This is a genomic window from Alteromonas sp. ABH4_456 (genome assembly GCF_056160645.1).
Window position 1 is genome coordinate 473,938 of record NZ_JBSWXO010000002.1, and the last position, 23,869, is coordinate 497,806.

18 protein-coding genes are annotated in these 23,869 nt (G+C 50.9%); 9 read left to right on the forward strand and 9 right to left on the reverse strand.

Annotated features, from left to right (window positions below; genetic code table 11):
* Positions 1 to 30: 30 nt before the first annotated feature.
* A complete protein-coding gene (locus ACXAG2_RS05120) occupies positions 31 to 963 on the reverse strand; it encodes a branched-chain amino acid transaminase (protein ID WP_119503168.1) in 933 nt (310 codons plus the stop codon).
* A 444-nt stretch (positions 964 to 1,407) separates the two neighbouring features.
* Here ACXAG2_RS05120 and ACXAG2_RS05125 point away from each other — a divergent pair, with 444 nt between their 5' ends.
* Positions 1,408 to 2,019: a trimeric intracellular cation channel family protein gene (locus tag ACXAG2_RS05125; RefSeq protein ID WP_474864959.1), complete on the forward strand. Its 612-nt coding sequence runs from the start codon at positions 1,408 to 1,410 to the stop codon at positions 2,017 to 2,019.
* 78 nt (positions 2,020 to 2,097) lie between these two features.
* Positions 2,098 to 3,618, forward strand: a complete 1,521-nt coding sequence (locus ACXAG2_RS05130; protein ID WP_474864960.1) for a YifB family Mg chelatase-like AAA ATPase — start codon at positions 2,098 to 2,100, stop codon at positions 3,616 to 3,618.
* Here ACXAG2_RS05130 and ilvY read toward each other — a convergent pair.
* Complete coding sequence (gene ilvY, locus ACXAG2_RS05135; RefSeq protein ID WP_119503564.1) at positions 3,600 to 4,463, reverse strand: HTH-type transcriptional activator IlvY; 864 nt, start codon at positions 4,461 to 4,463, stop codon at positions 3,600 to 3,602. The two genes, ACXAG2_RS05130 and ilvY, sit on opposite strands and share 19 nt — an antisense overlap.
* 155 nt (positions 4,464 to 4,618) lie before the next feature.
* Between ilvY and ilvC the strand changes: the two genes are divergently transcribed.
* Positions 4,619 to 6,100 carry a ketol-acid reductoisomerase gene (ilvC, locus tag ACXAG2_RS05140; RefSeq protein ID WP_119503171.1) on the forward strand — a complete coding sequence of 494 codons (1,482 nt, stop codon included), beginning with the start codon at positions 4,619 to 4,621 and terminating at the stop codon, positions 6,098 to 6,100.
* Positions 6,101 to 6,245: 145 nt separating this feature from the next.
* Here the strand turns inward: ilvC and ACXAG2_RS05145 are convergent, their stop codons facing one another.
* Positions 6,246 to 8,210: an alpha/beta hydrolase family protein gene (locus ACXAG2_RS05145; RefSeq protein WP_474864961.1), complete on the reverse strand. Its 1,965-nt coding sequence runs from the start codon at positions 8,208 to 8,210 to the stop codon at positions 6,246 to 6,248.
* A 150-nt stretch (positions 8,211 to 8,360) separates the two neighbouring features.
* The gene (locus tag ACXAG2_RS05150) at positions 8,361 to 9,575 is read right to left on the reverse strand and encodes a multidrug effflux MFS transporter (protein ID WP_474864962.1); all 1,215 of its coding nucleotides are present in this window, start codon (positions 9,573 to 9,575) and stop codon (positions 8,361 to 8,363) included.
* Between the two features lie 420 nt (positions 9,576 to 9,995).
* On the opposite strand from ACXAG2_RS05150, the gene ACXAG2_RS05155 reads away from it, so the two are divergent.
* From ACXAG2_RS05155 to ACXAG2_RS05165, 3 genes are read left to right on the forward strand one after another with little or no spacing between them, the layout of a single operon-like run.
* On the forward strand, positions 9,996 to 11,804 hold the full coding sequence (locus ACXAG2_RS05155; protein WP_303572488.1) for an autotransporter assembly complex protein TamA: 1,809 nt from the start codon (positions 9,996 to 9,998) through the stop codon (positions 11,802 to 11,804).
* A complete protein-coding gene (locus tag ACXAG2_RS05160) occupies positions 11,801 to 15,544 on the forward strand; it encodes a translocation/assembly module TamB domain-containing protein (protein WP_474864963.1) in 3,744 nt (1,247 codons plus the stop codon). The genes ACXAG2_RS05155 and ACXAG2_RS05160 overlap by 4 nt, the downstream gene beginning before the upstream one ends.
* Positions 15,544 to 16,563: an LLM class flavin-dependent oxidoreductase gene (locus ACXAG2_RS05165; protein WP_474865011.1), complete on the forward strand. Its 1,020-nt coding sequence runs from the start codon at positions 15,544 to 15,546 to the stop codon at positions 16,561 to 16,563. Before ACXAG2_RS05160 ends, ACXAG2_RS05165 begins: the two co-directional genes overlap by 1 nt.
* An 8-nt stretch (positions 16,564 to 16,571) precedes the next feature.
* Here the strand turns inward: ACXAG2_RS05165 and ACXAG2_RS05170 are convergent, their stop codons facing one another.
* Together ACXAG2_RS05170 and ACXAG2_RS05175 are read right to left on the reverse strand one after the other, a co-directional pair.
* Complete coding sequence (locus tag ACXAG2_RS05170; RefSeq protein WP_474864964.1) at positions 16,572 to 17,153, reverse strand: hypothetical protein; 582 nt, start codon at positions 17,151 to 17,153, stop codon at positions 16,572 to 16,574.
* Positions 17,143 to 17,643 (reverse strand): RNA polymerase sigma factor, encoded by a 501-nt coding sequence (locus tag ACXAG2_RS05175; RefSeq protein WP_474848686.1) that lies wholly within the window; start codon positions 17,641 to 17,643, stop codon positions 17,143 to 17,145. The genes ACXAG2_RS05170 and ACXAG2_RS05175 overlap by 11 nt, the downstream gene beginning before the upstream one ends.
* A gap of 162 nt (positions 17,644 to 17,805) precedes the next feature.
* On the opposite strand from ACXAG2_RS05175, the gene ACXAG2_RS05180 reads away from it, so the two are divergent.
* A complete protein-coding gene (locus ACXAG2_RS05180; RefSeq protein WP_474842236.1) occupies positions 17,806 to 18,075 on the forward strand; it encodes a hypothetical protein in 270 nt (89 codons plus the stop codon).
* A 6-nt stretch (positions 18,076 to 18,081) separates the two neighbouring features.
* Here the strand turns inward: ACXAG2_RS05180 and ACXAG2_RS05185 are convergent, their stop codons facing one another.
* From ACXAG2_RS05185 to proB, 3 genes are read right to left on the reverse strand one after another with little or no spacing between them, the layout of a single operon-like run.
* Positions 18,082 to 19,011 (reverse strand): D-2-hydroxyacid dehydrogenase, encoded by a 930-nt coding sequence (locus tag ACXAG2_RS05185; protein ID WP_474864965.1) that lies wholly within the window; start codon positions 19,009 to 19,011, stop codon positions 18,082 to 18,084.
* Complete coding sequence (locus ACXAG2_RS05190) at positions 19,012 to 19,443, reverse strand: acyl-CoA thioesterase (protein ID WP_119503180.1); 432 nt, start codon at positions 19,441 to 19,443, stop codon at positions 19,012 to 19,014.
* Positions 19,444 to 19,494: 51 nt separating this feature from the next.
* Positions 19,495 to 20,595: a glutamate 5-kinase gene (proB, locus tag ACXAG2_RS05195; RefSeq protein WP_474864966.1), complete on the reverse strand. Its 1,101-nt coding sequence runs from the start codon at positions 20,593 to 20,595 to the stop codon at positions 19,495 to 19,497.
* A gap of 249 nt (positions 20,596 to 20,844) precedes the next feature.
* Here proB and ACXAG2_RS05200 point away from each other — a divergent pair, with 249 nt between their 5' ends.
* Positions 20,845 to 23,304, forward strand: a complete 2,460-nt coding sequence (locus ACXAG2_RS05200) for a M1 family metallopeptidase (protein WP_474864967.1) — start codon at positions 20,845 to 20,847, stop codon at positions 23,302 to 23,304.
* A complete protein-coding gene (locus ACXAG2_RS05205) occupies positions 23,294 to 23,827 on the forward strand; it encodes a DUF6702 family protein (RefSeq protein WP_474864968.1) in 534 nt (177 codons plus the stop codon). Before ACXAG2_RS05200 ends, ACXAG2_RS05205 begins: the two co-directional genes overlap by 11 nt.
* Positions 23,828 to 23,869: the final 42 nt, after the last annotated feature.

Below are 23,869 nucleotides of genomic sequence, written 5' to 3' on the forward strand. Positions count from 1 at the left end.
TTTCCCGTTTCTTAATTCAATTACAAAAAATTACTTATAAACCGGCGTTAACCAGTTCCATTTATCTTCGGTCTTGCCGTTGAACAAGCCAAAGAACATATCCTGTACTTTCTCAGTGATCGGGCCGCGGGCACCGTTACCTACTGAAATACCGTCAACGCTGCGTACCGGCGTTACTTCTGCTGCGGTACCGCACATCAGAATTTCATCGGCCAGATACATCGCTTCACGGGGAATATTTTCCTCACGGACTTCATAGCCCATTTCTTTCAGCAAGGTTATCACTGTGTCACGGGTGATACCGGGCAGAATGGCTGCCGTCTTCGGTGTGGTGGATACAATACCATTGCGGATAACAAAGATATTCTCACCGGCACCTTCTGAGATATAACCGTTACGGTCCAGTGCGATACCTTCACCGTAACCATGACGACGGGCTTCCATAGAGATAAGTTGTGAAGACAGATAGTTACCGCCGGCTTTTGCACCGGTAGGGATGGTGTTAGCTGCCAGACGGTTCCATGAAGAAATACCGGCATCCACACCATTCTTCAGTGCTTCTTCACCTAAATATGCTCCCCATTCAAAGGCAGCAATGGCTAACTCAGTTTCAGTACCGAAAGGTACAGCCAGACCCATACCGATATCACCGTAATAAGCGATTGGACGGATATAAGCTGACTTCAGTTCATTCTTACGGATGATATCCATCGTCGCTTCATTGATTTGGTCCAGCGTATAAGGAATCGTCATGCGGTAAATTTTCGCAGAGTCCAGCAAACGCTTGTTGTGCTCGTCCAGACGGAAGACGCAGGTTCCTTTATCTGGCGTGTTGTATGCACGGATCCCTTCAAAGACAGATGAACCGTAATGAATAGCATGTGTCATTACATGCACAGTTGCATCTTTCCAATGCTTGATTTCACCGTTAAACCAAATAAATTCTGCTGGTTGCTTAGCCATGTTAATTCCTTCCTGTAGCAGGCTGTTCGCCTGAAACCGTTAGTTCGGTACAAAATAAGTGACAAGACAAATGTCTTAAGACGAATGATACATGACCGCAGTGAAGTGCCCAATAACCTCTCCGGACTCTGCTTGCGTCTGGACAGGAATATTTACACCTTTTGTAAGGTTGCAGACACACCTGTTCACGCCTGATTTCGCCTGTAGGTCGACACAGAAAAGGATAGTCCCTGAATACGGACTTGTTATGACTGGATTGTTGATAGTTCGGAATTTTATAAAGGGCCGGAACGGGCCCCCGGATCGTGGCTGGCTGACCACGAATCTGTACGGTGCGAAGAAATAGCATGAAACCCATGCCATAATCAAGTATTTTGCGCCCTGAACGCCGATTTTCCGTTTAACCGGCGTGCGTGTTAAGCAATAAAAAAGCTGAGTAAAGAAATGACAGACTGGTTTCACTGGTTAAACCTGGCGGGTGTGGCTGTTTGTGCCATTTCCGGCACCTTAATGGCTTACCAGAAAAAAATGGACGGCTTCGGGGTCGTTGTACTGGCATCGGTGACTGCAATTGGTGGCGGTACGCTGCGGGATATTATGCTCGATTTGCCGGTATTCTGGATTCAGAATACAGACTACATCTATACCACTTTAATTGCTGCGCTGGCGACCATTGCCTGGCTCAGAGTCAGCCCGCGATTCCCCTATCACTACTTATTGATTGCCGATGCTTTCGGCCTAGCGTTATTTAATGTCGTCGGCATGGAAAAAGCACTTATTCATGAAGCACCCATGTCTGTAGCCATTGCTATGGGGACGATCACCGGCGTTTTTGGCGGCCTGCTGCGCGATGTTATTTGTCGTGAAGTCCCGCTGGTACTGAACGGAGAGCTTTATGCCATTACCTGCATAACTGGTGGATTAAGTTACGCATTGCTGCTTTATTCCGGCTTTGACCAGCATTACTGCCCCTGGGCTGCTTTGCTTGTCACCGTGGTCATACGCCTGTGTGCCATGCGGTGGCACTGGCAACTGCCGGTATTTAAGCCCGACTGAGAACTGTTCACCGGTTCAGTTATTCCCGTTCCGCCACCTCTGTAAACTGCACAGCAGAAAGAACACAGGAGTGCGGACATGGGAATGGCAGTGGTAAAAACCCGCGCCGGTACGGGAATCGATGCCCCGCTGGTAAGGGTGGAAGTGCATCTGGCAAACGGATTGCCGGCATTTCAACTGGTGGGTATGGCAGAAACTTCAGTGAAGGAGGCCAGAGACAGGGTTCGCAGTGCACTTATTAACAGCGGCTTTGAGTTTCCGGCCAGACGGATCACGGTAAATCTGTCTCCGGCAAGTATTCCCAAGCAGGGCGGCCGTTACGATCTCGCCATCGCGATAGGTATTTTAATGGCACATGGTCAGCTTAATGACAGCGCCTGTGACGGAATGGAATTTACCGGCGAGTTGTCGCTTACCGGCGAGCTGATGGCTGTCAGCGGCATTATCCCGGCTGTCATTGCCTGTAGATCTGCAGGCCGCACACTGTTTCATCCCGCTGCAAACAAAAATGAAGCCGCACTGGTTGACCGTGCAAAGCGCTTTGCTGCCGATTCTTTAATTTCCGTTTTTCTGCACCTGGCAGGGCTTGAGCCCCTTGCCGCTGATGAAAACCATCCGGTAAAGCCTGTTCATGGCTCCGCACAGCCCGTGTGGGAAGGTATTCATGGCCAGCATCAGGCGAAACGGGCACTTATGATCGCAGCGGCCGGCGCGCATAATTTACTTTTCACAGGACCACCGGGCACCGGCAAAAGTTTACTTGCCAGCCGGCTGCTCCGCTTACTGCCGCCACTGTCAGCGGATGAGGCTCTGGATGTGGCGGCGTTGTATTCAGTCAAACATACCGTTACCCGTGACATCATTGCCGGTTGCCGTCCTTTCCGCTCTCCCCATCATACCAGCTCAGCCGTTGCACTTACCGGTGGTGGTGCATCACCGGCTCCCGGGGAAGTGTCACTGGCACACCACGGTGTACTATTTTTAGATGAACTACCAGAGTTCGGCAGGCGGGCGCTGGATGTACTCCGCGAACCGCTTGAAACCGGTGAAGTGCATATTTCAAGAGCATCCGGGCAGGCCACCTTCCCGGCACGTTTCCAGTTGATAGCCGCAATGAATCCCAGTCCTACCGGCGATGCAGATGACGGCCGAACGCCACCGGACCAGATATTGCGATACCTGAGCCGCATATCCGGTCCGCTGCTTGACCGTATCGACATACAGGTGGAAGTGCCCCGCTTACCGGACTATCAGTTAACTTTGACCCCGGAAAACCACGAACCGGAAGACATCCGCCAGCCACAGCAAAAAGTAAGTCAGGCGCAGACTATACAGTACGCCCGCCAGGGGAGCCTGAACGCCATGTTGCCGGTAAATACACTGGCAGAAATGTGCGCGCTGTCTGCACAGGACACGCAGTTTATTCAGATGGCGGCTGAGAAATTGTCACTCTCTATGCGGGCATTTCATCGTGCTCTGAAGGTGGCCAGAACCATTGCCGATCTTGAAGGGCAGGATACGGTTCAGCGCATTCACCTGTCAGAGGCACTGGGCTACCGTGCGCTGGATAATCTGCTCCGTCAGCTTAGCGGGATCTGAAATAAAGCATCAACCAGTGGCTCGTTCCGGCGGGAAGACAAACAGCTGATCCCCAGCTCATAAGCTTCAATATCGCCAACCTGTATTTTGCTGACACTGCCTGCCATAGAGGAATGATCCAGCACAACCTGAGGTACAAACCCCACACCGCATTCCAGTGCGACCATGCTCACAATGGCTTCATTGCCTCCCACAGAAGCATAGACATTAGGTCTTATACCGTGTTCTGCAAACCAGTGATAAGCAATCCGTCGCGTGGGGCCGTGTTCCGGCATGATCACCTGATGCCGCCGCCAGTCTATCTGAGCCAGTTCAGTAAGCCGCCAGTCACGGGGAGCAATCAGTACCAGCGGCACTTTGTCCAGTGGTGTGAATGTCATATCGGTAGGAAAATCAGGTGCATGGATGGCGATCGCCACGTCGCATTCCTTATGCTTCACCTTTTCGTTAGCCAGCGCCGGATCTCCGGTCACCAGCCTGATATCCACACCGGGATAGCGGGAGCGGAACTGCCTGAGCAGGGCCGGCAGATGGCTCTGGCTGGCAGTTACCGAGCAAAATACACTGAGCTCTCCTTGTAATGCTTCGCTGTCATCGTGCAGTTCACGTTGCAAAGATTGCCAGTCTTTCAGTACTTCCGTAGAGAACGCCAGCAGCTTATGGCCGGCATGGGTAAGGACCACAGAACGGTTATTCCGCTTCAGCAACACTGCACCGCACTCTTCTTCAAGCCTTTGAATACAACGACTTAGCGTGGACGGTGACACATACATTGCCTCAGCGGTGTCACCGAAATGTAAACTGGATGCGAGATGATTGAAAAGTTGAAGTGAACGGAAATCCATAAATATTGCAAAAAATGAAATACTGTTTTGCGAATATATCATTTTCCAAAACAAAAGTGATCAAGTAATCTTCACAGCAAGTCGTCATCGACGAGGTCATCGACTGGCTTTGAGCCCGTTGATAATGACTAGATTAATGATGTTCGGAATTTTATATGGCTAATTATTTTAATACTCTGTCTCTACGTCAGCAACTCGACCAGCTAGGTCGCTGTCGTTTCATGGAGCGCAGCGAATTCACAGACGGTTGTGAGTTCTTGAAAGGCAAGAAAGTTGTTATCGTCGGCTGTGGTGCTCAGGGCCTGAACCAGGGTCTGAACATGAGAGATTCAGGGTTGGATGTTGCTTACGCATTGCGTCAGGCAGCAATCGACGAAAAACGTGATTCTTTCCAGCGTGCAAGCAGCAACGGATTTAAAGTTGGTACCTATCAGGAACTGATCCCTGAAGCCGATCTGGTATACAACCTGACTCCTGATAAGCAGCACGCAAGCGTTGTTGAAGCGGTAATGCCGCTGATGAAAGAAGGTTCTGCATTAGGCTATTCTCACGGCTTCAATATCGTTGAAGAAGGTCAGCAAATCCGTAAAGACATCACGGTAGTGATGTGTGCACCTAAGTGTCCGGGTACTGAAGTACGCGAAGAATATAAGCGTGGTTTCGGTGTACCTACACTAATTGCGGTTCACCCTGAGAACGATCCGAAAGGTGAAGGCTGGGATATCGCAAAAGCACTGGCAAGCGCTACTGGCGGTGACCGTGCAGGTGTTCTGGAATCTTCTTTTGTTGCAGAAGTTAAATCAGACCTGATGGGCGAGCAAACCATTTTATGTGGTATGCAACAAGCCGCAGCTATCCTGGCATTTGAAAAAATGACTGCTGATGGCATCGACGCCGGCTATGCCGCTGCGTTAATTCAGTATGGTCTGGAAACCATCACCGAAGCACTGAAAATCGGTGGTGTAACAAACATGATGGACAGACTGTCAAACCCTGCGAAAATCAAAGCGTTTGATTTGTCTGAACAACTGACCGATCTGTTACGTCCGCTGTTTGAAAAACATCAGGACGACATCATCAGCGGCGAGTTTTCCCGCACTATGATGGAAGATTGGGCAAACGGTGATGCCAACCTGCTTAAATGGCGTGAAGAAACTGGTCAGTCTGGTTTTGAAAATGCACCTAAGTATGATGGTAAAATCACTGAGCAAGAATTTTTTGACCACGGCATCCTGTTAGTTGCCATGATCAAGTGCGGTGTAGAAGTTGCCTTCGACGTAATGGTTGAAGCAGGTATTTTACCTGAGTCTGCCTACTACGAATCACTGCATGAAACACCATTGATTTCAAACACTATCGCTCGTAAGCGTCTGTATGAAATGAACGTGGTAATTTCCGATACTGCCGAGTACGGTAACTACCTGTTCGCAAATGCTGCAGTACCGCTGATGCGCGAGAAGTTTATGCCGTCTATCGATACCAGTGTTATCGGCAAAGGTTTAAATGTCAGCTCTAATCAAGTTGATAACCGCCGCCTGGTAGAAGTAAATGATGCCATCCGTAATACCGGTGTAGAAGCTATCGGTAAAGAATTACGCGGCTACATGACGGACATGAAAGCCATCATTGGTGTGTAACGATTTCTGTCGTTAGGTGCTTAACCAAGCCCTCTTGCCCGACCATTTTGGTCGGGCTTTTTTATGCCTGAAATTCCATATCTGCAAACAAAAACACCGGCAGAACGCCGGCGCTTGAATTGAGTAAGCCATACCGCTGCGCTGATTATTTACCAGGCCCTGCAATATCGATTTCAGGTAACGGCTCTGCAGTGTCAAAGCCCAGCACCTGAGAATAGAAATACAACTCAGCATTCAGGGCTGTCACAATATTCTCAGACTTTCTGAAACCATGCCCTTCACCTTCGAACGACACGTAAGCTGTTGGAATACCTTTGTCTTTCAGTGCTTCGAAAATCATCTCTGACTGATTTGGAGGTACCACTTTGTCTTCCAGCCCTTGTAGCAGCAGTAGCGGTGCATTGAAGCCATCAAGATGATGGATGGGTGAGCGTTCAATGTACAAGTCCTTTCGTTCCGGATACGGTCCGATCACCTGGTCAAGATAGCGGGATTCAAACTTGTGGGTATCTCCCGCCAGCGCCTCAAGATCGCTGACACCATAATGACTGGCACCCGCTTTGAACACGTCACTGAATGCCAGGGCCGCAAGCGTCGTGTAGCCACCGGCACTGCCACCGCGAATAATGAGCTTTCCGGCATCTGCCAGCCCCTGATCCGCCAGCCACTGCGCGCCGGCTACAGCATCTTCTACATCGGTTACACCCCATTCACCGTAAAGTGCATGGCGATATTCGCGACCATAACCCGTACTGCCACGATAATTAAGGTCGAGAATACCGAAGCCCCGGCTGGTCCAGAAATACTTACTCACTGAATAGGTGGGGGACGCTTTTGATGTCGGCCCGCCGTGGATCATCACAATGAGTGGCGGTGCACTGCCTTCAGGTGCTGTCACGTCCGGATTCGCCGGCGGGAAATACGTGCCGTATGCTTTCGCGTTTTCACCCACCGGGAAACTCACTTCCTGAATGGCTGGCACCCACGCCGGGGGCAGCGTGGAATCACTGGAGGTTGTGATCACACTGACTTCAGGGGAGTCAGCGGTTAAATCAGATAAGGCAATCAGTTCACCCTGGCGGGTTTGCGGATCCTGAATGACATACAATGCAGAGTCCGACTCAACAAAGTCTTCAATAGCCGCACTTTCCGGTGTCAGCACATGCATTTCGCAGGTTTTTCTGTCAAACAGATAAAGCTGGCCAATGGCTCCCTGAACCACATTCGCCAGAATGGAGCCATCCTGACGGATGCGGTAGTAATGCTTACCCACCTGCCAGGCCGGTCCGCCAGTCTCTGAATTCTCCGGCTGCGGTGACAACAGAGTAAATGCAGTGCCTGACACCTGATACAGTGACCACCAGTTATTGCGGTCGCTCAGTACGTACAGGTTGCCTTCTGCATCCCACTGGGGATCGATAGCCGATTCACCGGTATCCGGGTTATGTTCTGTCAGCCCTTCCAGTTTGCCGTCAGCAGCAAAGGCAGCCGACCACAGCGTAGTGTTATCCCAGGGCATATCCGGATGATTCCACGCGATAAAGGCAACGGATTTGCCATCCGGAGACAGGCCGGGTGCAGACACAAAGCTGCTGCCTGAAAAAAGCACGTCGCCTTCTGACATCCCTTCAGCCGGAATGGCGACCAGCGTATTCTCCGGCTCACCGGATACGCGATGATCTTCGCGGATACAAATCAGCCGGTTACGGGGCGCATCAAGCTCAAAGGCTCCAAAACGAACGTTTGCTGCCGGAGTGATAGCCACCGGCGCTTCGCCAATGACCATGCGGTAAACACGCTGATCATTAAAATGAGAAAACCAGACCACGCCGTTATTAACCAACATGGAACGGCCACCGTATTCGTGTACGCGTGTTCTTGCATTCCACGGTGCAGGCAGCACCTCTTGTGGCTCACCTCCGCTTTGTCCCTTTTTTCTGCGCATGATGGTACACCGGCCTCCTTCTTCAGGCCGGGACTCAACCCAGTAAACAAAGTCACCATCGACGGCCAGAGAGGACAGACCGCGGCTCCCCTGCACAACTGCCTGAGCGGAGACAGGAGATGGCCAGCCGCCATAACCGGTGGTGTGAGAAGAGGGTGTATTCATGAAGCTTCCTGTCTGATAACGGGTGTCAGTCCGGCTCGCCCCGGGTAAACGGGGGCAAACCACCTCCACACAAGATACCGCATCAGGAAGCGGGTTTGAATGCAGGGCTTACATTTACATATTCAAATGTATTCAGCCCTGCCGCCGGTTTCAGTGCACCGACTTTTCTGCAAATCTCACGCTCACAAAAGCGAGAGAGAAGAAGATCAGGAAACCAAAGCCGATAGGATAAAGGGTGCCGTTTAAGAAACTGTCGATAGACAAGGCGATAGGAACAGAGAATATGCTCGACATGGATCCGATGATAGCTGCGCCAAGGCCGGCCATCTGTCCCAGAGGCTGCATTGCAAGGGCGTTCAGATTACCGAACAGGATCCCCACAAAGAAGAATCCGCAGAACATAACCGGCAGAAGCAAGGTCAGAGGAGGTAATCCGCTGAATGCCGTGATAAGCGCCAGGAAAACGACAGAGAAACCCACAACGCCGTATAACGCAATACCCACCAGCTTTTTCATACCGAAGCGGACTACCATCGTGCCGTTAAAGAACGATGCCAGGCCGATGGAGAACGCGAGGAATGCAAAGATAAACGGGAACATGGTGCCTGTGTCGTAATATTCCTGAAAAATGGTCTGTGAAGCACTCAGGTATCCCAGGAAAGCACCGAACATAAAGCCCATGGCGACGGTATAACCCATCACGTTTCCGTGGGTCAGAATAAACTTCGAAGACTGGAAAAATTTAGACCAGGCGAAGCGGCCCCGCCGGTCAGCAGGCAGTGTCTCCGGCTGACGGGACAAAAACCATGTGCCGGTGAACACAGAGACAATCAGAAACAACGTAAAAATATGCGTCCAGTGGAAGAACGTCAGGACAGCCTGACCCACCATCGGTGCAATCATCGGCACCAGAATGAAAACCATCATGATGAATGACATCACTCTGGCCATTGCATCGCCCACATACAAATCGCGGATGATCGCCATTGCAGCCACACGGGGACCGGAAACACCGAATGCCTGTATTAAACGGCCGGCCAGCATGGTAGACATGTCGTCTGCCATCATACAGACCACAGTGCCTACAACAAAAATCGAGAGGCCAAGTAAAATGGCTTCCCGCCGGCCACGGGTATCAGAATAAGGACCAAAAAAGAGCTGACCGAAAGCCATGCCGCCGAAGAAAATAGACACAATCAGATGCGCATCATGGGGATCGTCTGCATGCAGCGCTTCGCCAATCTGGATCAGAGCAGGCAACATCGCGTCGATGCTCAGGGCAACCAATGAAGTCATTAACGCCATCAGAGCAACAAACTCGACAAGGCCCAGCGTTGGCTTAATTGGGGAAGGGTTTTCTGACATATGTGTTGTCTACTCTAATCGACATAAAATAAAGGGCGCATAGTATAGCCTGAATTTGCCGGAAATTGCGTCAGTCTTTACCGCCGGAATGTAGAAAATTTACACCTTTTAAAGCATAACCGGTTTGATAAAACGCATACCCCGGCAAAATAGCGCCTTTTGAACTTTGCAGTCCGGGATATACTCTAACGCCTGTGATAATGCAGCTTTAGTTTCAACGGCAATTTTACGAAGTTGATAGCGTCTGAAAGATGATCGTTTTGCATCGTTTCTACGAATACCATTATCATTGTACGACCGTTATTTTAGGGTAGGCATCCATCAATACTGTTTTCCGGCTTTTGCAAGAGAGCCTTTCTATCACGGGGCTTTAATGCACACTTTCCATCTGCACCACAGGAAAAGGAAATTCGCCCGGTTATGATTCACCGTTTTACTGTTAACGCCTGGCAGCGTTTTGTGCTGTCCTGCGCCCTTGTGTTACCTGCGTTTTGCACCTTCGCCATTGATGTGGATATTGAAGGCGTAGAAGACGGGAAACTGGAAGATAATATCCGTTTACACCTTAACAGTCTGGATATCAGCAAAGATGTGTTGTCAGACCCGTTCTGGCAGGATGAGCTGGGCGCGACTGTGTCAACAGCGGTTGAGCCTTTCGGCTATTACAACAGCACGACAACCGTAGAAGTATCCGGCGATGATGTGATCCTTCATGTGAATCTGGACACGCCGCTGACAGTGACCAATGTTACCCGTGAGATCATCGGTACCGGCCGTGAAGATAAAGATTTCCGTGACCGCTTTAATGCCTTTTCGCTGAAAAAAGGCGATGTATTGAATCAGCCGGTATACGAAAATTTTAAATCGTCCATGTTTAATTACGCGTTGTCCCACGGTTATTTTGACTTTAACTGGCAGGCAACGCGGCTCGACCTGGTCAGGGAAGAAAGAGCAGCCAATATTCTGCTTATCGCGCAGAGCGGCCCCCGCTATAAGTTCGGCGAAGTAAAGCTGATTGGCGATCAGAAATCTGAAGCCATCCTCAACCGGTTAAAGCCCTTTGAATCCGGCGAGTATTACTCGTCAGCGAAACTGACAGAATTTAACCGCCGTCTGAATCAGTCGGGTTACTTCTCCCGTGTTATTGCCCGTCCGGTGGTCAGCGAAGCGGTGGATCTGACCGTGCCCGTTGAGATTACACTGGTACACAAGCCCAGGGATACCTTTAACGTGGGCCTTGGTGCAGCTACAGATACAGGTGCCCGGTTGCGGTTAAAATGGGAGCGGCCATGGATCAACACCCGCGGGCATTCTGTCACCTCTGAACTGTTTTTATCTTCTCCGGAGCAGTCGTTTACGGTGGACTACCGTATTCCAATGCAAGACATCACCAATGACTACCTCAGTATTGAAGGCGGTTACCAGTTTATTGACTACAGCAATACCAATACCGAGGCTGAAACCCTCACCGTTGCCGCGCACCGTTACTGGCAGGAAGCCAATTCCCCCTGGCAGCAGGACGGCTCGCTGACTTACCTGCGGGAAAATTATACCCAGGGTACGAGTGTGGAACAGACAACTCAGTTGGTCATGCCGGGGTACGCCATACGTTATCTGGATCGTAACGACCCGCTGAATATCACCAAAGGCACCTACCTCCAGGCGTTTTTCCAGTTTGGCCGTGACAACGCCGGTTCTGACATCAATATTACTAAAACCGTTTTGGAAGGCGGCATGATCCGTACACTCAATAAACACTGGCTGATGCTGAGAGCAGAAGGCGGTGCCATTGAGACCAATGACTTTTACCGTGTACCTGCATCACTGCGGTTTTTCGCCGGTGGTGATCAGAGTATCCGGGGCTTTGCTTACCGTGATATATCACCGAAAAAGAATGTTTATATTGACCCGGAGACTGGTGAAGAGGTTGTTGACGTCATTATCGACCCGGAAACCGGAGAGGAACTTACCGACGTGTCGGTGGGTGGCCGCTACCTGGTGACGGCCAGTGTTGAATACGCCTACCGGGTAGCCGAAAACTGGCGTGCTGCGGTCTTCACTGACGCCGGTACGGCAACCAACGACTTTGACGAAGGCCTGGCTTATGGCTTTGGTGTGGGTTTTCACTGGTTATCGCCTATCGGACCTGTGCGGGTTTATGGTGCCAGAGGTCTGTCTGAATTCGAAAACAGCTGGCGGCTTCACTTTATTCTGGGGCCGGAACTATGAGCAGACGGAAGTTCACTTTCTGGTTTTTTACCACTCTGCTGCTGATTGTACTGATTGCAGGCCTTATCATCAGTCCGTTAGGTACGCCTGTGATCCGCTATATTGCGAACAAGGCTGTCGACGGATTACATATCGAAAATATCAACGGAACGGTACTCAGTGATTTCTCTCTAGAAGGCGTAAGCTGGCACAACGAACAGTGGTCGGTAAACGTTAAGCGGGCTGAAATCAATGTGGTTTTAGGCTGTCTCATCACATCCAAAGTGTGTATCGACTACCTGAATGTTGATGGCACCCGTGTTAAGCAACTCTCCGAAGCACCGGCTGAGGATGAGCCGGAACCGGAAAGTACAGAACCGGTGGAAATTCCGGTTCCGGTGAAAATCAATGCATTAGGTATCACGGATGTGTCGGTTAAGTTGCTGGCAGGTCACATCACTCTGCAGTCTTTGTCACTGGAAGGTCAGGCCTTTAAAGAGGTGACGCTGTCACCGGTAAATATTGAAGGACTTATTGTCGCACTGCCAGAAAGTACAGAGAAAGCAGCAGATAAAACGGGTGATGACAAACCGGTGAGTTATGCACTGAGCTATAAAGCGCCGGAACTGCCTGAAATCGTCATCCCCATCCCGGTCACCGTGGAAAACTTCACCCTGAGTAATACACAGTTAAAGCAGGGCGACGCGGTGACGCAGGAAATGGCGCTGCTGAGTTTCAGTACCGTTACACTGGAATCAAGCGACATCGCACTGGATAAGCTCCACGTGGAACATACGCTGGCCAAACTCGATGCGGATGCAAAGGTGACCTTGTCCGGAGATTATCCTCTGTCTTTAACAGCCAGTGCTGATGTTAATGCCGCCGGTGTGGAGGAGCAGGTCAACGTGTCTGCCGACGGCTCCCTGAGAGCTTTAGCACTGGATGTTGATGCCAGCGGAACATATTCAGCCAGCGTGACCGGTAACGCCAGCATTCTGGATGATACGCTGCCCCTTGAACTCTCTGTTAGCTGGCCGGAGCAACCTGTACCTGACGTTAAGGACACCAGATTGTGGGAAGGTGCGCTGGATCTCACAGGTACCATGGGTAACTACCATTTTACCGCCAAAACCGGTGCAAGCTTGCCGGATATCGGCGATATTCCCGTTGATGCCGATGTGGTACTCAACAGCAACAACATCACAGTGAATGCCCTGACAGTGGATATCCTGGAAGGGAAAATTACCAATACCGGCACACTGTTTTTAAATGAATCTGTCAGTTGGTCGGGAAAAACCAGACTTAACGGCATTTCAGCGCGCAGCTTGTCGCCCTATGCACCATCGCAAATTGAAGGCGGACTAACCAGTCTGATGCAGCTCACCGACAAGGGCGTTGAAGTCAGCGTTACCGATCTTGCAGTGGACGGCATTAGGGACGGTAGTGAGCTGAACGTGACAGGATCACTGGTGTACTCTCAGGCCAGCGACTTAATTGTTACCAATCTGGGTGTTGTGCAGGAAAAAAACCGGGTCCACGTTGCCGCGCAAGTATTTAACCAGCGTTATATTAATGCAGATATCGACCTGGACGTAGACGCCACTGAGCAGCTTTATCCTGATGTATCCGGTCAGATAAAAGGTCGTATCAAAGCCAAAGGTGAATGGAGCGATCCGGTGGCGGAAGGTGACATCACACTCACCGGCGTAAAAGTATCGCCGGTACTAAGTGCGCTGGCCGCTGAACAGGGGGAAATGAACGGTAATCTGGGGATCAGCGGCTCCTTATCAGCACACAATTTTAATGTGGATCTCACCCTGCCTGATCATCACCTGAAACTGGAAATGGACGGCGCGTGGAAAGATGAACGCTACACCGCCGACATCACAAACAGCCAGCTGGGATTACTGACAACACGGTGGCAGTTAAATCAGCCTTTCCGGGTTGCAGTGCGGCCTGAACCTTTCAGCATGAAAATATCTGAGAATTGTTGGGAGTCCCGTGAGAACGGTGAGCTTTGCATCGAAGATGTGCTGTTCAAAGATGAACGGACAAAATGGATTGTCAAAGCGAACGGTCTGCCACTCGGGTTGTGGGCTCATGAGCTGCTGCCCGACACATTTACAGCCAGTTCTGATGCGAAGCTGTCGGTGAATACAACCGGTGAATTTGGCAAGAATGCGCCAATGACAGCGAATTTTGATCTGGCTGTCACTCCGTCTGTCTGGACAATGGGGCCTGAACAGCAACTAAAGCTGAACCTCGATGAAGTCTCCGCCAAAGGCCGGTATGAAGATGATTTGCTTACCTCCACACTGAACATTCTCAGCGAACAGCTGGGAGCGGTAAACGCCGACATGAAAGTCAGACCCGGTGAAGAAAACATTCCGCTGGAAGGAACGGTGAATATCGACAATATCCGCATCGCACCGTTCAAACCCATGTCAAAAGCGATACGGGAACTGGAAGGCGCACTGAACGGCCAGCTGGCAATTAAAGGCACGGCAAGCTCACCGTCGCTCACGGGCAGCGTGAAGCTGACAAACGGCAATGTGGATATTGAAGATATGCCGGTGAAAATAGGCGACTGGGAACAGACTATCGAATTCGTTAACCGCAGTGCCACCTTTAACGGCGCGTTTTTGCTCGGTGAAGGAAAAGGGACGTTGTCCGGCGATGTAAACTGGGAAGATGAGCTTACCGCTAATGTGAACCTTAAAGGCAAACGCTTCCAGATTAACCAGCGTGATATCCGCATGCAGGTGTCGCCTGACATTACAGCCAGCATCAAACCCGGCAACGTAAAGGTGACCGGTAATGTGAACCTGCCCTGGGCCAGAGTAAAAATTGAAGAACTGCCTGCCAGTGCGGTTTCGCCATCCAAAGACGTGCATTTACGGGGCGAACCGCCGGTTGAAGACCCGCTGGATATTATTGATGCCACTGTCATGGTAAACATCGACAAAGACAAAACCGGCGAAGTAAAGTTGGATGCTTTCGGGCTGACAGCTAACCTTTACGGCGGCATTGAAGTCAGAACCCATCCTGCGCTGGTGGGATACGGCGATTTGCAGATCCTTGACGGACGCTATCAGGCCTATGGTCAGGACTTGATTATTCAGACCGGTGAAGTGCAGTTTAACGGCCCGCTGGATCAACCCATGCTGTTGGTCGAAGCTATCCGCGACCCGGACAAAACAGAAGATGGTGTGGTTGCCGGGATCCGCATTGACGGCGCGGCTGACAGCCCGAACATAAACTTATTCTCTGAGCCGGCAATGAACCAGAGTAACAGTCTGTCATACCTGTTAACCGGCTCCGGCCCGGGATCATCCAGTTCTTCTTCGCCAGACTACAACGCCTTGCTGCTTGGCTTCGGTTTATCCAATACGGAGAAGCTGCAAGGTAAAGTGGGCAGTGCACTGGGGATTGAAGATTTCAGCGTCGGCACCACATCAAGTGCAGGGGGCGGCGCAACGAAGTTATCATTGAATGGCCGCATAAACGATCGTCTTACTGTGCAATACAATGTTGACGTGGGCCTGAGCGGAGACAACAGCAGTACGCAAACACTGAGACGACGTCAGGAGCCACCCGACCTGGCACTTCGTTATCGTCTGTTACCCAAGCTTTTTGTAGAAGGTGTGCAGACAACCATTGAAGAACAAACGGAATTTGCTATCGATTTTTATTATGAGTTCTTTCTGGGCGGCCCGCAGGAAGCAGAGAAAAAAGCTGATGATGAGGCTGACGAGGAGTAATCATGCAATCTGTACCGTTTTCTATTCTTGATCTGGCGCACATCGGTGAAGGCCAGACGGCAGCCGATGCCTTTGAAAAAAGCAAAGCCATTGCGGCAGAAGCAGAAACACAAGGCTACCAGCGCCTCTGGCTGGCAGAACACCACGGCATGCGGGGCGTAGCCAGTGCAGCAACAGCGGTATTACTGGCGGCTATCGGTAATGCCACCCGCCATATCCGTATCGGCTCCGGCGGCATTATGTTGCCCAATCACTCACCGCTGGTCATTGCCGAACAGTTCGGTACACTGGCGACACTGTTTCCGGGCCGGATTGATTTAGGCCTTGGCCGTGCACCGGGTACAGACATGGCGACGGCCATGGCGCTTCGCAGAAATATGCACGCCAGCGTGGATGACTATCCCGCCGATGTGCAGGCACTGCAGGCGTATTTGTCTGATGACAAAGGTGGCAGGGGCGTTATTGCTATGCCGGGCGCAGGCACCCGTGTACCACTTTGGCTGCTGGGCTCCAGCCTTTACTCGGCAAAACTTGCCGGTCAGCTCGGTTTACCCTATTCATTTGCCTCCCATTTTGCACCGGAAATGTTGCAGGATGCCATAAGCGTTTACCGCGCCAGCTTCAGACCCTCTGAACAGCTGGAGAAACCCTTTGTATCCGCCGGTGTGATGGCAGTAGTCGCTGATGATGAAGACGAGGCAGCCCGGCTGTTTACGTCGGTCCAGTTGCAATTTGCTAACCTGAGAAAGCAGGCCAACAAACCCATGCCGGCTCCGGTGGATCATATTGAAGCCGTATTGTCTGAATACGAAATCGCGGCCATCAATAACTCCCTCCGCTTTGCCATTACCGGCACGCCGCAGCAGGCTGAGCGCCAGATTACACAGTTTATTGAGGCTACCGGCGTAGATGAGATGATTTTCTCATTCCCGGTCACCGATACCGAAAAATGCTTACAGGCAATCCGTCATGTTGGCAGCCTGACGTCAGTGATGACGAAGCAGGACTGGGCAGCCTGAACAACGCCTCAGGACTGGTTTTTAATCAAAGCCAGTTCCTGTAGCCTGGCTCTGAAGCGGCGTTCACGGCGCTGTCCCCACAGGTAACAGTGCAAAGAAAACACCACTCCCAACCCCAGAGCCCCGTAGAACCGCATTGAAGAAAAGTCCGGTTGAGCTGCTTTTTCACCGGTCACCAGTTCCCATCCCAGTATGCCGGCCAGATACAAAACAGCAACCCAGCAGGAATGCTTCGTTAACATGGCAATTTTCACATTGTTTGCTATCTGACGGTAAAGCACATCCACATACGCCTGCGTGTTCACGGCATTACTGAAAGCTGCATGCCGGCGTAGCCAGAGCAGGTATCCCACCAGCGGAATAGTGACGATAAGCAATCCCCAGATCACAGTACGGGAGAAAGACGACAGCTCATCTGCCATGATGTACAACATCAGTATGAGCGGCACCGGGCTTAGCAAATCGATCAGGATGTACAGCCGCTGCTTGCGACGCTGACCGCTGAGTTCACGCCTTAGCTTGTCGATGTCTATGGTCTGCACGTCCTGCGTCTGCCACAGGGCAGCCAGATCATCCGTATTATTCGTCATGATTTAACCTCCTCACCACTTCTTCTTTTGTGCGTTTCAGCAGCACACCGGCGTGGCTGGTTGTGATCCCGCAAACATCTGCAATTTCCCCGTAGGACAGCCCTTCAAGGGATAAAGTCAGCACCTGACGCCCCGGCAAAGGAAGGGTACGTACCACTGAGAGGAGCGCTTGTAATTGCTTGTCCTGTACGGTGGCGTCTTCAGGGTTTAATAATGCAGACACACCGTGTTCAGTGTTTTCATCCAGTTCATCAGTGCGGGGAAGCCGGGCGTTTGAAGCAACATGCGTGACCGCACGGTTGTGGGCTATTTTCAGAATGTAAGTTTTCAGGCTGCTCTTGTGTTCAAAGCGCTGCAGTCCCTGCCACACTGCAACAGCAATCTCCTGCAGCAATTCCTGACGCAGTGCATCATTGGCCTCGTAACCGGCGGCGACACGGCTCAGTAATCCGTTGTACTGTTTTAATATGCTGGCGAAATCTTCGGCCAAAATGGGTTCCCGTTCATACAAAAATTCCCTGTTTCCAATGTCATAGTCGCGGGACAAAGAAAAAAATTACAGTGATTTGTAATTTTTTTTATTCCGCCAGGACTACCTGATCAACACGCCGCCATTGCGGTTAAAAATAACCCTGATTACCCGGAGACAACCATGACTATTACCGCTGTGATAATTATCCTGAGTGTGCTGTCGGTTTCCCTGACCGTATGCTTTCTTGATGCCCGCTATAACCTGAAACTGGTCGCTTGGATGAACGGAGAGGTCACCAACCCGTTTATGCAGGCTTCATTCAGTGAAAAAGTCTCAGCAAAAAAACGGGATGATTCAGAAATGGCAGCCCTGAAAGCCCGTATCGCAGCCCTTGAAGCCATCGTGACAGAGCCTGCCTACGAGTTGAATCAGAAACTCAACCGGCTGTAACTGTTCTTACTTTGACAGGAAAGCAGACAACCGTCCGGCAGCAATATTCACCAGTCTTTGCCGCGCCTCTTTTGCCACCCAGGCAGAATGGGGAGTGATAAGCAGGTTAGGCAGACCGGTATTTAACAGGGGATGATCTGCCGGGGGCGGCTCTGTCGACAGGCCGTCAAGTCCGGCGCCGGCAATGTCCCTGTTTTTCAGCGCCTGTAACAACGCGGCTTCATCAATCAGCGCGCCTCTGGCGGTATTAATAAGAAAAGCCGACGGCTTCATTTTACTCAGGCGCTGTGCATTGATGAGATGATGGGAATCCTCTGTCAGTAAACAGTGCAGCGACACCACATCAGCTTCGGGTAACAAGCTGTCCAGCGACGGTCTGTCGTCATCCGGCTTGCCCGGTCTGGCAGACACCGTGACACGCATACCCATAGCTTTTGCCATTTCAGCAAAACGCTGACCAAGTTCGCCATAACCCACAATCACCAGATGTTTGCCCGCCAGCTCCATAGCCGGATGATCCAGCAAGCAAAAGTGCGGCCCTGCAGACCACTTGCCGGCGTTTACATCGCGGGCGTAGGGGGCAAACGAAGTAGACAAATTTAACAACAGCATCAGTGCATGCTGGGCAACGGCGTCAGTGCCGTAACCTTCCACATTGGCAACCTCGATACCGTGCTGCCCACACCAGTCTTTATCAATATTATTGGTACCGGTTGCCAGAACACCTATGTACTTACATTGCTTTGCATGACGCAACACTTCAGCATCCAACACCACTTTGTTTACCAGAATGATATCAGCATCGTGCACTCTCTCTTTGCGCTCATCCGCTGTTGTGGTGCCATACTGTGTCAATGACACAGGCAGGTCAGTCAGACAGGAAATATCAAGTTCTTCCGGCTTCAGCGTATCAGCATCCAGCAACACGGCCTTCATTCAGAATTCCTCCCTGATGGATTCCAGAGCGTCTTTGATATCAGCGGGAACAGGCACGGCATGATCGGTCTGCCGTTCAACATAAACATGGACAAATTGTCCGTGTGCCACGCGGCGCTTTGCATCGCCGGCATACACAGACAGCCCGTAAGTTACTGAACTGCGACCGACTTTAACCACCCGCAGTCCGACAAAAATACTTTCAGGATATGAAGCGGGAGAAATATACTGACACTGGGAACTCACCACATAAGCGACGATATCCCGCGAGGCATCCGGACAACGCTCTTTGAGAAAACGGCTCACACCGGTATCAAAGAAGCTGTAAAACGCCACATTGTTGATATGGCCATTTTCATCGTTATCCTGTAACCGTGTGGTTAACTCTACATGCCACGGGTAGTCACTTAATCCCGGTGTAAAATCCGTCATCCGTTCACTCCTTCTGCTTCGCAGCTAAACCACCAGCGGGCTTATGTGCGTCTAGGGCAACAACACCAGGTCGTCGCGGTGGACAATCACCTCTCCATAGTCATAACCGAGAATATGGCGGATTTGATTGCTTTTCTGCCCTTTTATCTGGGCCAGATCTTTGGCGTCGTAAAGTGCCAGACCTTTCGCCAGCGCTTTCCCGTCGCAATGCAGCTCCACTGCATCTCCGGCAACAAATTTACCTGAAATGCCGGTGACACCGGAAGGCAGCAAAGAAGCGCCCCGGTCTGTGATAGCCCGGCGGGCACCCGCATCAATGTCGATGACACCACGGGTTTTTAACGTATGGGTTAACCATAAAGATCGGGCGGTCTGACTGGACTGCCTTGCAGTAAATAATGTTCCCGGGCACTGGTCTTTGAGCAATGCATCAAAGACTTTGCCATCACGGCCGTTGACGATGAGCGTTTGAATACCGCTATGGGTACATTTATCCGCTGCCTCAATTTTTGTTCGCATTCCGCCGGTGCCCATGGACGTTCCCGCTCCGCCGGCTAGTGCATAAATGTCCGGAGTTATCGAATCAACAACAGGGATCAGAGTAGCCGAGGCATCTTTGCGGGGATCGGCGGTGTACAAACCGTCGATGTCCGAGCACATGATCAGGGTATCAGCCTGTGCCACCAGCGCAGTATATGCACCAAGATTGTCGTTATCGCCGACTTTAAGTTCGGCCACTGCCACTGTGTCATTTTCATTTACAATGGGCAGCGCTTCATGTTTAAGCAGTTCCCGCAGGGTGTTTTTAATATTGACGTACCGGGTACGGTCACGAAGGTCATCCGCAGTCACCAGGATCTGGGCACAGGGGCAGTCGAAAAAACGCTGCCAGTTCGCCATCATCTGCATCTGTCCGATCGCGGCCATGGCCTGTTTCTCGGCAATAGAAGCAGGATGGTTGATGGTTACCCGTCCACGTCCGGCAGCAATACTGCCTGATGACACGACAATCACTTCTTTTCCTGCAGCACGGCTTTCGGTAATGAACCGCGCCAGGGGCAGTAAATACTTAGCACTGACATGTAAACCATCAGGTGCAATTAACGCGCTGCCGACCTTTACGACGGCACGCTGCCAGGTGAAATTACTCATGAAGATAACTGATAAACAAAGAGAGTTTGAGAATACTGCAAACCCATTCAGAAAAAAACGCATATCCGCGCTTTCCCAAAGAACAATTTGTCACACCGCAGTTTATTCTGATCTGAAGGTCTGTGATGTAAGCTTCAGTTTGCGGTGAGTACATAGCTATCTACGGCTAAAAACTGCATTACTTTTGAAAAAAGATATAACATAACAATTCAGACTCGTCAGAGTTAGATTCAAGTTACAAGGATATATATGAGCACGCGACAAAAGCGACTGCTTTGGCTGGCTCCTGTACTGGGTTTACTGGTTCAGGCTCCGTTTGCCTCCGCAGCGATAAAACAAACAAAGGGCGACTTCGAAGATAAATTCAGACAACTCGACGAAGTACTTCCTACTCCTAACGTATACAGAAACGCCGCCGGTGAAGCTGGTCATCAGTACTGGCAGCAGCAGGTCGATTACGTCATCAATGCAAAACTCGACGAAGAAAAACGCCGTATTGATGCTTCTGAAAAGATTTCTTATCACAACAATTCACCTGACACGCTGAAGTATCTTTGGATTCAGCTTGATCAGAACAAGTTCCGTGATGATTCCATGTCAGCCCTCACCACTACCTTTGGTGGCATCGGTAACCGTGGTCCGGCGACGCAGTCAGCCAGCGGCGACAGCCCGGCTAAACTGAGTATGGGTGCACTGCGCCGTCAGCAATTCGTTGACGATCACGAACTTGGCTATCAAATTAAAGCCGTTGAAAGTGCCGGCAAAGCGCTGCATCACGTGATTGTGGGCACGCTGATGCGTGTAGATCTGGCAACACCGCTGAAGCCGGGTAAGTCAGTGGATTTCACCATCGAATTCGGTTACAACATCGTTGAAGAAGACGCAGTCTCTGCCCGTTCCGGATATGAGCACTTCCCTGATGACGAGCGCGAAGGCGGCAACGACATCTTCCTGCTGGCACAGTGGTTCCCCCGTCTGGCGGCTTACACTGACTACGAAGCCTGGACCAACAAAGAATTTATCGGCCGCGGTGAATTTACCCTGGAATTCGGTAACTACGATGTGTCAATGACCGTACCGGCTGACCACATTGTTTCTTCTACCGGTGTGCTGCAGAACCCGAAAGACGTACTTACCGGCACTCAGCGTAAACGTCTGGAAGAAGCGAAAACCGCTGATCGTCCGGTCTTTATCGTAACCGCCGAAGAAGCGCTGGAAAACGAGAAAGAAGGCACAGGCAAAACTAAAACCTGGCGCTTCAAAGCTGACAACGTGCGTGACTTTGCGTGGGCTTCTTCACGTAAATTCATGTGGGATGCCAAAGGCGTAGAGCAGGACGGCCCGCAGAAACACGTTATGGCCATGTCTTTCTATCCGAAAGAAGGTGGCGATCTGTGGAAGAAATATTCTACAGAGTCAGTGGTGCATACGCTGGACGTATATAACCGTTTCACCTTCAGCTACCCGTACCCTACAGCCCAGTCTGTTAACGGTCCTGTTGGCGGTATGGAATATCCGATGATTTCCTTCAACGGCCCGCGTACTGAGTTACAGGACGATGGTTCACGTACTTACTCGCTGTCTGAAAAGCGCTTCCTTATCGGTGTGGTTATCCACGAAGTGGGTCACAACTACTTCCCGATGATCGTTAACTCTGACGAACGTCAGTGGACCTGGATGGATGAAGGCCTGAACAGCTTCCTGGACGGCGTTGCCGGCCGCGAGTGGGATCCGAACATTCCATGGGGTGTTGAACCCCGCGATGTTACCGGCTACATGAAGTCTTCATCTCAGGTACCTATCATGACCCAGTCTGACTCGGTACTGCACCTGGGCCCGAATGCTTATACCAAGCCGGCAGTTGCACTGAACATTCTTCGCGAGACCATTCTTGGCCGTGAGTTGTTTGATTTTGCCTTTAAAGAGTATGCACAGCGCTGGATGTTCAAGCGTCCTACGCCGTCTGACTTCTTCCGGACAATGGAAGAAGCTTCCGGTGTCGATCTCGACTGGTTCTTCCGTGGCTGGTTCTATACTACCGATCATGTCGATATTTCACTGGACCGTGTGTATAAGCTGCGCCTGGACACGAAAGATCCTGACATCGACCTGGCCCGTCAGCGTGAAGCTGAAATGGAAAAGCCTCTGTCTCTGACCGACGAGCGCAACCGTGAAGAAGGCCGCAAGCTGTGGGTTGAGCGTTTCGACGACATCAAAGATTTCTACGATGACAATGATCAGTACACACCAACCAACAAAGACCGCAACAAGTACCGCGAATTCCTGAACAAACTGGAACCGTGGGAACGTGAAACCTTTGAGCGTGCTGTACGTGAAGACAAAAACTACTACGTAATGGACTTCAGCAACCTGGGCGGACTGGTTATGCCAATTCTGCTGGAAATGGAATTTGCAGACGGTACCAAACAGTCAATGCGTATTCCTGCTGAAATCTGGCGCCGTACACCGAAAGCTGTCTCTAAGCTGGTCGTGACCGACAAAGATAAAGAGCTGGTAAGCGTTACTGTGGATCCCCGCTGGGAAACTGCTGACGTAGATGTGGAAAACAACTACTACCCGCGTCGCATTATTCCTTCACGTATCGAAGCGTATAAGGCGAAGAAGAGCGAAGCCCGTACCTCAATGGATCTGATGCAGGACAGCAAAGCTGAACTGAAAACAGATGACGGAGAGGGTGATGACAACTAAGTCTCACCGCATGATTCAGTGGAGCTTCGCGGCTCTGCTGATGATGGTTTGTCAGGCAGTATCTGCCCATCAGATTAAAGCGGCAATCACCACGGTTCTGTTCAATCCGAGAACAGAAAATATTGAGGTGATGCACCGGTTTAATCTGCACGATGCGGAACATGCTGTAAAAGCGCTGTTCGACAAGCGTGCAGATATTCTGAATGACAAAACCACTCAGCAGGCTTTTACTGATTACGTGATGGCCCGCTTTGCATTACGGAATGCAGATGGCGAAAGTCTGGGGCTGAAAACCGTAGGTTATGAAGTAGATGGTAAGTTTTTCTGGGTTTATCAGGAAACCGAACAACCACCTTCGCTGGAAGGTCTCAGTATCCGTCACGATGCACTCAGAGACTTGTGGCCGGCACAAATTAATACACTTAACGTGGAAGGACAGGGCGATGTAAAAACCCTGACATTCCGTGATAACGTAGAATTACTCAGTGTGGAGTTCGCTGACAGCTCTGCGCGCCACCACTAAAGTCTTATATCTTCACATTGACCCGCTTGCCCGTATTGCATC

Excerpts from the sequence above, each read along its gene's own strand:
- ACXAG2_RS05120 (WP_119503168.1), bottom strand. The coding sequence starts at position 963 with ATGGCTAAGCAACCAGCAGAATTTATTTGGTTTAACGGTGAAATCAAG.
- ACXAG2_RS05125 (WP_474864959.1), top strand. The coding sequence starts at position 1,408 with ATGACAGACTGGTTTCACTGGTTAAACCTGGCGGGTGTGGCTGTTTGT.
- ACXAG2_RS05130 (WP_474864960.1), top strand. The coding sequence starts at position 2,098 with ATGGGAATGGCAGTGGTAAAAACCCGCGCCGGTACGGGAATCGATGCC.
- ilvY (WP_119503564.1), bottom strand. The coding sequence starts at position 4,463 with ATGGATTTCCGTTCACTTCAACTTTTCAATCATCTCGCATCCAGTTTA.
- ilvC (WP_119503171.1), top strand. The coding sequence starts at position 4,619 with ATGGCTAATTATTTTAATACTCTGTCTCTACGTCAGCAACTCGACCAG.
- ACXAG2_RS05145 (WP_474864961.1), bottom strand. The coding sequence starts at position 8,210 with ATGAATACACCCTCTTCTCACACCACCGGTTATGGCGGCTGGCCATCT.
- ACXAG2_RS05150 (WP_474864962.1), bottom strand. The coding sequence starts at position 9,575 with ATGTCAGAAAACCCTTCCCCAATTAAGCCAACGCTGGGCCTTGTCGAG.
- ACXAG2_RS05155 (WP_303572488.1), top strand. The coding sequence starts at position 9,996 with ATGATTCACCGTTTTACTGTTAACGCCTGGCAGCGTTTTGTGCTGTCC.
- ACXAG2_RS05160 (WP_474864963.1), top strand. The coding sequence starts at position 11,801 with ATGAGCAGACGGAAGTTCACTTTCTGGTTTTTTACCACTCTGCTGCTG.
- ACXAG2_RS05170 (WP_474864964.1), bottom strand. The coding sequence starts at position 17,153 with ATGACGAATAATACGGATGATCTGGCTGCCCTGTGGCAGACGCAGGAC.
- ACXAG2_RS05180 (WP_474842236.1), top strand. The coding sequence starts at position 17,806 with ATGACTATTACCGCTGTGATAATTATCCTGAGTGTGCTGTCGGTTTCC.
- ACXAG2_RS05185 (WP_474864965.1), bottom strand. The coding sequence starts at position 19,011 with ATGAAGGCCGTGTTGCTGGATGCTGATACGCTGAAGCCGGAAGAACTT.
- ACXAG2_RS05190 (WP_119503180.1), bottom strand. The coding sequence starts at position 19,443 with ATGACGGATTTTACACCGGGATTAAGTGACTACCCGTGGCATGTAGAG.
- proB (WP_474864966.1), bottom strand. The coding sequence starts at position 20,595 with ATGAGTAATTTCACCTGGCAGCGTGCCGTCGTAAAGGTCGGCAGCGCG.
- ACXAG2_RS05200 (WP_474864967.1), top strand. The coding sequence starts at position 20,845 with ATGAGCACGCGACAAAAGCGACTGCTTTGGCTGGCTCCTGTACTGGGT.
- ACXAG2_RS05205 (WP_474864968.1), top strand. The coding sequence starts at position 23,294 with ATGACAACTAAGTCTCACCGCATGATTCAGTGGAGCTTCGCGGCTCTG.